The sequence below is a fragment of the Fibrella forsythiae genome (genome assembly GCF_017353175.1).
Taxonomy (GTDB): domain Bacteria; phylum Bacteroidota; class Bacteroidia; order Cytophagales; family Spirosomataceae; genus Fibrella; species Fibrella forsythiae.
Genome location: NZ_JAFMYW010000065.1, coordinates 1 through 661 on the forward strand (window position 1 = coordinate 1; position 661 = coordinate 661).

Sequence of the window (661 nt, forward strand, 5' to 3'; positions counted from 1 at the left end):
CCCTGTTGTCAGTGCCGGTGGATTCACCTGGAATATCAGCACGAACTATACGTATAATAACAACACAGTTACCGACGTATATACTGGTCTAGACCGGGTGAATATTCCACTTTCGAACGGGGCAGGTTCAGATGCCTATGCCGCCAAAGGGTTGAACTATCCTGCTCTTTATACTACGGATATTGTTCGGGTACAGAATACGAATCCAAACGGAGCCAACTATGATGCCACTGGTCAATTCGTGGGGCGGCCGGTGATTAACCCGGCTACGGGCTACCCCATCCTGGACACCGAACTGAAATACCAGGGCACTACGCAGCCTAAATACCGGTTCGGCTTCTCGAACACGTTTGCCTATAAAGGGCTGTCGCTGAACGCGGTTGTTGAATACCGTGGCGGTGCCGTAATCTATAATCAGTTGGGCAGTGCCCTGGAGTTTACGGGGGCCGGTATCCGTACCACCTACAACGACCGCCAGAACTTCATCTTCCCAGGCTCGGTCATTGCCAACGCCGACGGCTCCTTCTCCAATAATACCAGCGTAACTACCCGCGACGGCAACCTGGAGTTCTGGACCAACTCGGGCTACCACAACGCCGGATCAAGCTACGTCACCTCGGCCGACTTCTGGAAACTCCGCGAAGTGTCCATCAGCTACGAT

General features: G+C 53.4%; 1 pseudogene. It reads left to right on the forward strand.

Annotated elements, in window-relative coordinates:
• Nucleotides 1-661 (forward strand): annotated as a pseudogene (locus J2I46_RS32660) (SusC/RagA family TonB-linked outer membrane protein); the annotation flags it as partial.